The 7,109-nt window shown below is 72.7% G+C and carries 8 protein-coding genes; 3 read left to right on the top strand and 5 right to left on the bottom strand.

Annotation, left to right across the window (positions count from 1 at the left end):
- A partial coding sequence (locus GTW43_RS05680; RefSeq protein WP_161300517.1) for a TetR/AcrR family transcriptional regulator occupies nucleotides 1–497 on the bottom strand: 497 nt, incomplete at its 3' end.
- A gap of 101 nt (nucleotides 498–598) precedes the next feature.
- Nucleotides 599–1,855 (bottom strand): FAD-dependent monooxygenase, encoded by a 1,257-nt coding sequence (locus tag GTW43_RS05675; protein ID WP_161300516.1) that lies wholly within the window; start codon nucleotides 1,853–1,855, stop codon nucleotides 599–601.
- Nucleotides 1,856–1,931: 76 nt separating this feature from the next.
- On the opposite strand from GTW43_RS05675, the gene GTW43_RS05670 reads away from it, so the two are divergent.
- A complete protein-coding gene (locus GTW43_RS05670) occupies nucleotides 1,932–2,525 on the top strand; it encodes a TetR/AcrR family transcriptional regulator C-terminal domain-containing protein (RefSeq protein WP_161300515.1) in 594 nt (197 codons plus the stop codon).
- A gap of 106 nt (nucleotides 2,526–2,631) precedes the next feature.
- On the opposite strand, the gene GTW43_RS05665 is transcribed toward GTW43_RS05670, so the two are convergent.
- Nucleotides 2,632–3,489 carry a helix-turn-helix transcriptional regulator gene (locus GTW43_RS05665; RefSeq protein WP_161300514.1) on the bottom strand — a complete coding sequence of 286 codons (858 nt, stop codon included), beginning with the start codon at nucleotides 3,487–3,489 and terminating at the stop codon, nucleotides 2,632–2,634.
- An 85-nt stretch (nucleotides 3,490–3,574) separates the two neighbouring features.
- Between GTW43_RS05665 and GTW43_RS05660 the strand changes: the two genes are divergently transcribed.
- Nucleotides 3,575–4,390, top strand: coding sequence for an SDR family oxidoreductase (locus tag GTW43_RS05660; RefSeq protein WP_161300513.1), 816 nt, complete (start codon nucleotides 3,575–3,577; stop codon nucleotides 4,388–4,390).
- A 36-nt stretch (nucleotides 4,391–4,426) separates the two neighbouring features.
- Here the strand turns inward: GTW43_RS05660 and GTW43_RS05655 are convergent, their stop codons facing one another.
- On the bottom strand, nucleotides 4,427–5,572 hold the full coding sequence (locus tag GTW43_RS05655) for an NAD(P)/FAD-dependent oxidoreductase (protein ID WP_343245913.1): 1,146 nt from the start codon (nucleotides 5,570–5,572) through the stop codon (nucleotides 4,427–4,429).
- A gap of 255 nt (nucleotides 5,573–5,827) precedes the next feature.
- Between GTW43_RS05655 and GTW43_RS05650 the strand changes: the two genes are divergently transcribed.
- A complete protein-coding gene (locus GTW43_RS05650; protein WP_161300511.1) occupies nucleotides 5,828–6,433 on the top strand; it encodes a TetR/AcrR family transcriptional regulator in 606 nt (201 codons plus the stop codon).
- Nucleotides 6,434–6,484: 51 nt separating this feature from the next.
- Here the strand turns inward: GTW43_RS05650 and GTW43_RS05645 are convergent.
- The coding region (locus GTW43_RS05645) for an amidase family protein (protein WP_272922500.1) at nucleotides 6,485–7,109 on the bottom strand (625 nt) is incomplete at its 5' end.

The following is a 7,109-nucleotide window of genomic DNA, read 5'->3' as shown; positions in this document are numbered from 1 at the left end:
TACCGGGCCAGGAGACGGAACGACTCGTCAGGCTCGGCCCGGCCGTCGGCCTCGGCGAGCAGACGGGCGAGCGGCTCCTGGCACGCCACCCACACCCGGCGCGCGTAGGCCCACAGTGCCGGGGTGTCCATCACGAGCTTCGACGCGCGACGGTAGCGCTCGGGCAGGTCGCGGTCGTCGGCGAAGGGGGCCCGCGCCGCGAAGAAGGAGTGGAGGGCGTCCAGCGCCGAGGCGCCGTCGGGCCGGTCGCGTACCGCCTCGGTCAGCGCCGCCTCACGCTCCCCGCTGTCGTCGAGGATCAACGCCTCCTTGCCCGCGGGGAAGTGGGCGAACAGGGTCGTGGTGGCCGTGTCCGCCGCCTCGGCGATCTGCGCGACGGTCACCTTGTCGTAGCCGTGCTCCAGGAAGAGCTCCAGGGCCGCGTCGGCGAGCGCCTTGCGGGTCGCCGCCTTCTTGCGCTCGCGCCGTCCGGGCGCGACTGTTCCGGTTTTCGCCATACTGCGACCGTAACACCACTCACTTCGAAACACTACTCACTACAGTTTTGAGCGGAGCAGCTCCGTCGGCTTCACGGCATCGGGCGCCGCACCCGGACCGTTCACGCGGCCCGCGCGTCCGCGTACGCGGGCAGGGTCCACGCGCCACCGCGGTCCTCCTTCGACAGGCGGGCGACCAGGTCGGGGATGCGGAGGAAGCAGGCCAGTGCCGTGGCGTTCTGGAAGGCACTGATGGCGTGCCGGCTCATGGGTAGGCCGACGCGCAGGATGCGGGGGTTGGCCTCGGCCTGGACGGCGTCGACGAAGGGGCGCAGGACGCGGTCGTAGCGGGCCAGGGCGGTGGGCAGGTCGTGGGCGCGGCGGTTGATCTCGCCGGCCAGGACGTACGCACCGACCAGACCGCCGGAGACGCCCATGCCGCTGTACGGCGACGCACAGTGCGCGGCGTCGCCTGCCAGAACCACACGCCCCCGCGACCAGGTGCCGGTCCGCACCTGGGCGACTTCCTGGGAGTAGAAGAACGGGCTCGCCTCCATGCCCTCGACGAAGCGCCGGGTCTGCCAACCGGCGTCGTGGAAGCGGTCGGCCCAGAACCTCCGCTGCCGTTCCACGGGTGCGCGGTGGATCGCGGAGGCCTCCGCCGAATCCTCACGCAGGACGAAGTACACCTGGGTCTCGGTCGCGTTGTGGCTGCGCCGCATGATCTGGCGGCCGCCCGGCGCCATGTAGGTGTCGCGGACCGTGGTGTCGGTGGCGATGCGCGGGACGAACCAGTAGGCCATGTGCATGCCCACACGCCAGTACGGGTCGAAACCGGGCGGCAGGAGCGCGCGCCGGATGCGGGAGCCCTGGCCGTCCGCCCCGACCAGGAGGTCGTACTCCCCCGAGGTCCCGTCCGAGAAGTGGGCCGTGACCCGGCGCTCGTCCTGGTCGAAGCCGTCGACGCTCTTGCCGAAGACATACTCGGCGTCGTCCTTGGTCGCGTCGTGGAGGATGCGGACCAGGTCGCCGCGCATGATCTCGTACTCGGAGGTGAGCGTCTGGCGGCCCTTCCCGGAGGTGTTCGCCATGATCGTCGCCTTCGGCCGCCCGCGGGAGTCCACGAACGCGACGCCGGCCTCGTCGACCAGCCGGCCGCGCACGGCGTCCAGGAGGCCCATCCGCGCGACCGCCTCGATGCCCTGGCCCCGCAGGTCGACCTGCGCCCCGGAGGCGCGCAGCGCGGGGAAGCGCTCGACCACGGTCACCCGATGGCCGGCCCGGGTCAACCAGAAGGCCAGCGCAGGCCCGGCGACACCCCCACCGGCGACGAGGACCCGCAGCGTGCCTTTCGTGTTCTTCCCTGTCACGGCTGCCATGACGACTCCAGAATCTATCGGTGATTGATTTCTTTCCAGCGTCGTCTATCAGCGATAGAATTTCAAGGTGACCAAGATGAACCGTGAGACCGTCGTCGCCGAGGCCCTGGACCTCCTCGACGAGGTGGGCCTCGACACCGTGAGCACCAGGCTGCTCGCCGCGCGGCTCGGCGTCGAGCAGCCGTCGCTCTACTACCACTTCCGGACCAAGAAGGACCTCCTGGCCGCCATGGCCGAGGCGGCGATGGCCCCGCACGCCACCGCCCCGCTCCCCTCGCCCGGTGACGACTGGCGTGAGTGGTTCCTCGAGAACGCACGCGGCTTCCGGAACACCCTGCTGCTCCGCCGCGACGGCGCGCGTCTGCATGCGGGCACCGTCCCGACCGGCGACCTCGACCGAATCCGCCGCAAGATGTCCTTCCTGGTCACCGCCGGGGTGCCCGAGAAGGACGCGCAGATGGCGATGCTCGCCGCGGGCCGCTACACGGTGGGCTGCGTGCTCGAGGAGCAGGCGGATCCCGGCTCCGCTGCCGCCCCCCTGCCGGCCGACGCCCCCGACCTCGACCACGAGGCGGCCTTCGAGGCCGGCCTCGGCCTCATCCTCGACGGCCTCACGGGGCGCGCGGCCCCGGCGGCCGACGCCGACGACCGCCCGGGAACCCCTACCTGATCACGGCTGCGTGCCCGAAAGGCGCTTCGACGCAAAGCGTGGGACGTGACCGCGTGCGCGGCCGACCGGGCGGTTCGGCTCGCCTCGGGAGCACGCGGATCCCGGGTCACCCGTGCCGGTACTCGGCCGCCGACGATCCCAGGACGTTCAGGAGGGCCAGGGCCTCGGCGCTCGGGGAGCCCTGGGGTGCGCTGTAGAGGACCAGGTGCTGGTCGCGTTCCGTCAGGGCCATGGCGTCGCAGTCGACCGTGATCGCGCCGACGACGGGGTGGTGGAACGTCTTCGTCAGCGTGGGGGTGGACAGCACGTCGTGCCGTTCCCAGAGTCTGCCGAACTCGGCGCTGCCGTCCCGCAGTTCGTCGATCAGGTGCACGACGTCGGGGTCGGTGGGGTAGCGGGCCAGTGTGGCGCGCAGGGTCATCACGGCGTGGTGGCGGAACTCCGTGAGGTCGCTGACGCCGTACAGCGGTGTGTCCGTGGGGTGTTCGCGGAGGAACGCCCGCCGCGCGAGGTTGCGGTCCCTCGGCGCGAGCGTGGCGAAGTCGTCCAGGAGGGCGGCCGCGAGGTCGTTCCAGGCCAGCACCTCGAACGTGGCCGACATGACGAAGCCCGCTGTCTGCGGGAGCCGTTCGAGCAGGGCGAGGATGCTCGGGCGCACGTCACGGCGGTGCAGCCGGGTACCGCTCGGGGCCGTGCCGGCCAGGACGTGGAGATGGTCGGACTCGGCGTCGGTGAGCAACAGGGCGCCGGCGATCCCGGCGAGGACCTCACCGGACGGGCGTGACGCGGCGCGGCCCTGTTCGAGGCGGACGTAGTACTCCGTGGAGATGTGCGCGAGGACCGCCACCTCCTCGCGGCGCAGCCCTGGTGTCCTGCGCCGCGGGCCGGACGGCATGCCGACGTCCTCGGGGCGGAGCCTCTCGCGACGGCTCCGCAGGAAGGCTCCCAGCTCGTGCTTGTCCATACCTCAAGTGTGCTCGCCGCCCCGGAAGGGATCCTGGTACGACTTGTGCCTGCATCCGCCGGGAGCACCGGCGAAGACTGTCGGCATGAGCCAGCACCACGACACCGCAACCACACCCACCCCCTCACCGGCACCCGCCTCCGTCGGCCTCCTGAGCGACAAGGTCGTCCTCGTCACCGGCGCGAGCCGCGGGATCGGCGCTGCCGCCGCCCGGCTGTTCGCCCGGGAAGGCGCCCGAGTCGTCCTCGCGGCGCGGAGCACCGACGCCCTGGACCGCATCGTCGCCGGGATCCGCGCCGACGGCGGCACCGCGGACGCCGTCCCTCTCGACCTCGCCGACGGTGCGAGTATCCGCGCGGCGGTACGCCGTGTCGGGGAACTGCACGGCCGGCTCGACGGCGCCTTCAACAACGGCGCGGTCGGCCAGCGCAGGCCGGGCCCCGTGGACAGCGTCACCGATGACGACATGGACGAGCAGTACACCGTGAACTTCCGCGCCCACTGGACGGCCATGAACGCCGAGGCCGAGCTCATGCGGGCGAGCGGCGGCGGAGCCATCGTCAACACCTCCAGCATCGGCAGCCGCCGGGCCAATCCCGCCCTGCCCGCGTACGGGGCGATGAAGCGCGCGCTGAACAGCCTGACCGAGACCGCGGCAGTGAACTGGGCTCCCGCCGGGATCCGGGTCAACGGCATCACCCCGGGCGGCACCGCCACGGAGATGATCGAGGCCTGGGAGGCCGCCACTCCGGGCATCGTCGAGCACATCACGACTTCCACTCCCCTGGGCCGGATGGCCGAGCCCCGCGAGGTCGCCGAGGCGGCGGCGTGGCTGCTCAGCGACCGGGCGTCCATGGTCACCGGCGCGATCCTGCCGGTGGACGGCGGCGCCGGCGCCTGACGAACGGGACGCGCGCCGCACGACGGCCGCCGCCCCTCAGGCGGCTGCGGGCGCGTCCCCGTCCTGCACGAAGTCGGGCAGGTCTGCCGACAGGAGTTCGTCGGCCCCGTGGTCCAGGAGTCTCTGCATCTCCGCGGAGCGGGGCAGCATCGTCGACTCGTAGGCGCGGACGGCCTCGGCGATCGTGGCGTGGCGGGCGACGGCGAGCGCGAGTTCGCAGGCGTCGAGCATGGCGAGGTTGACGCCGACGCCGAGCGGCGGCATGAGGTGCGCGGCGTCTCCCAGCAGGGTGACGGTCGGCTGGTGCTCCCAGACGTGCGGGACGGGCAGGGCGTGGATGGGGCGGTCGACGTACCGTCCGTCGTTGTCGGTGAGGGTCCGCCGGAACAGCGGTGACCAGTGACCGAACCGCTCGAGGAGAAGGGCGCGGATGCCCTCGGTGTCCTGCGGGGCGAGCCCGGCGGCGGCGAGCCAGTCCTCGGGGACGCGCTGGATGGCGTAGACGCGGATGTGGTCGCCGCTGTTGCGCTGGGCGAAGAGGCCGCGCTCGCCGTCGGCCGCAGCGGCACTGCCCTGGCCGACGAACGCGGCGATCTCCGGGTGCTGGTCGTCGACGTCCTGGAACCAGGCTTCGAGGAAGCTGACGCCGGTGTACTCGGGGACGGCGTCGGACAGGGCGCGGCGGACCCTGGACCAGGCGCCGTCGGCGCCGATCACGAGGTCGGCCTCGAGGACCGTGCCGTCGGTGAAGCACAAGCGCCGGGGACCGGCCGCCGGTCCTTCGACGGCGCGCAGCGCGTGGCCCCAGCGCACGGTGCCGGGCTCCAGGGAGTTCAGGAGGAGATCGCGCAGCGCGCCGCGGTCGATCTCGGGCTTGAGGCGTTCGTCCTCCTCGGGGACGTGGTGGAACAGCAAGTCGCCGCCGGGATGCAGGTGGCGCATCTCCTGCCCCTCGGGGCGGGCGAGCCGGAAGAAGTCGTCGAGCAGTCCGGCCTCGCGCAGGGCGATCTGACCGTTGTCCTCGTGCAGGTCGAGGGTGCCGCCCTGGTTGCGGGCGGTGGGGCCGTCCTCGCGGTCGTGGACGGTGACGGCGATGCCGTGGCGTTGCAGGATCCGTGCGCAGGTCAGGCCGCCGGGCCCGGCGCCGATGATGGCGATGCGCGGGGCGGGGGCACTGCTCACGGGGGCGGTCGCCTGTGTGTTCAGGTGGGCGTTCACGTGGGTGGTGGGCGTGTTCATGGTGGTGCTCCGATCGTGGTGGCGCAGCCGCACGAGGCGCTCCGCGCCCTTTCGGGAACGGGAGACGGGGAAGGTCGCAGGGGGGAGGAAGAGGCGGGCGGGCCACACCTCGCCCCGCAGCGCCAGAAAAGCACACCAGCACAATAAGTTCAACCGTTCCACTTTTGAAGCTGGTCAACCGAAGGGTAGGGTGGGTGCATGACCAGCACCGAGACCGGCGCGGCGGCGGCACCCCTCGGCCGACGCGAGCGCAAGAAGGCCGCCACCCGCCAGGCCATCGCGGACGCCGCCCTGCGCCTCTTCCTGGAGCGCGGATACGACGACGTGGGCATCCGCGAGATCGCCGACGCGGCCGACGTGTCCACCACCACGCTGTTCAAGCACTTCCCGGCCAAGGAGGCCCTGGTCCTCGACGAGGACGAGGAGCAGGAGGCCCGCCTGCTCGCGTCCGTACGCGAGCGCCCCGCGGGGCAGTCGATCCCCGCGGCCCTGCGCGAGCACGCGCTGCGGTACCGGATGGCCGCCGCCGGCGCCGACGAGCGCTTCGCCGCGTTCTTCGACCTGGTCGACGGCACACCGGCTCTCCGCGACTACGTCCAGGCCATGTGGCTGCGGCACACCGTCGCCCTGGCCGCGGCCATCGCCGAGGACTGCGGACGGCCCGAGGGCGATCCCGCCTGCACCGCGCTGGCGCACTTCGCCCTCGAGGCCCCGCGCGCCGCCCGCGGGCACGACGATCCCCGCGCCGCGATCACCTGCGCCTTCGCCCTCCTGGAGCGGGGCTGGCTCAGCGTGGGCGAGTGACGGACCCCGGGCCCGTCCGACGAGCCTCGGACCCGCCCGTCGGCCCCCGCGTCACCGCCGCCAGAGCGTCGTGTACCGCTCGCGCCACGGCGCCGCCTCCTCCAGCTGGGCGCTCAGGGAGACCAGCGTGGACTCGTCCGCGGGGCGGCCCACGAGGCTGACACCGACGGGAAGTCCCGCGTCGGGGGTCCAGTACAGCGGGATGCTGACGGCAGGTTGGCCGGTCATGTTGTACGGGCTGGTGAACGCGCTGAAGGCGCTCTGGCGGCCGAGGTTCTCCAGCGGGTCCCCGGACTCGTCGAAGTGCTCGACCGTCTGCGGCAGCGTGGCCAGGGTGGGGGTGAGCACGACGTCGTAGTCCCGCGTCGCGGCGACGGCGCGGCGGGTCGCGCGGTGCATGCCGGTCACGGCCGCGGCGAACCTCTCACCGGAGACGCCTCGCCCGTACGCGCGCCATGCTTTCGTCACCGGGCGCAGCAGCGCCTCCCGTTCGTCGTCGAGCGGGCGGCTCAGCGACTGCACGCCCCAGGCGTCGATGAAGTGCTCGGTGATCTCCGGGCCGAAGGGGTTCGGGATGTCCTCGACCCGGTGGCCGAGGCTCTCCAGGAGGTGTGCGGCGTGTTCCCACGCGGCCAGGCACGCGGGGTCGACCTCCACGCCCGGGGCCGCCGGTGTC

The sequence above is a fragment of the Streptomyces sp. SID5785 genome (genome assembly GCF_009870065.1).
In the GTDB taxonomy this organism is placed as follows: Bacteria; Actinomycetota; Actinomycetes; order Streptomycetales; family Streptomycetaceae; genus Streptomyces.
Note: the sequence above shows the minus strand (reverse complement) of the source record. Positions and strands in the feature narration are given on the sequence as shown.

Bases quoted from the DNA above. Each gene is read 5' to 3' on its own strand.
- GTW43_RS05675 (WP_161300516.1), bottom strand. From the start codon at position 1,855: ATGGCAGCCGTGACAGGGAAGAACACGAAAGGCACGCTGCGGGTCCTC.
- GTW43_RS05670 (WP_161300515.1), top strand. From the start codon at position 1,932: ATGAACCGTGAGACCGTCGTCGCCGAGGCCCTGGACCTCCTCGACGAG.
- GTW43_RS05665 (WP_161300514.1), bottom strand. From the start codon at position 3,489: ATGGACAAGCACGAGCTGGGAGCCTTCCTGCGGAGCCGTCGCGAGAGG.
- GTW43_RS05660 (WP_161300513.1), top strand. From the start codon at position 3,575: ATGAGCCAGCACCACGACACCGCAACCACACCCACCCCCTCACCGGCA.
- GTW43_RS05650 (WP_161300511.1), top strand. From the start codon at position 5,828: ATGACCAGCACCGAGACCGGCGCGGCGGCGGCACCCCTCGGCCGACGC.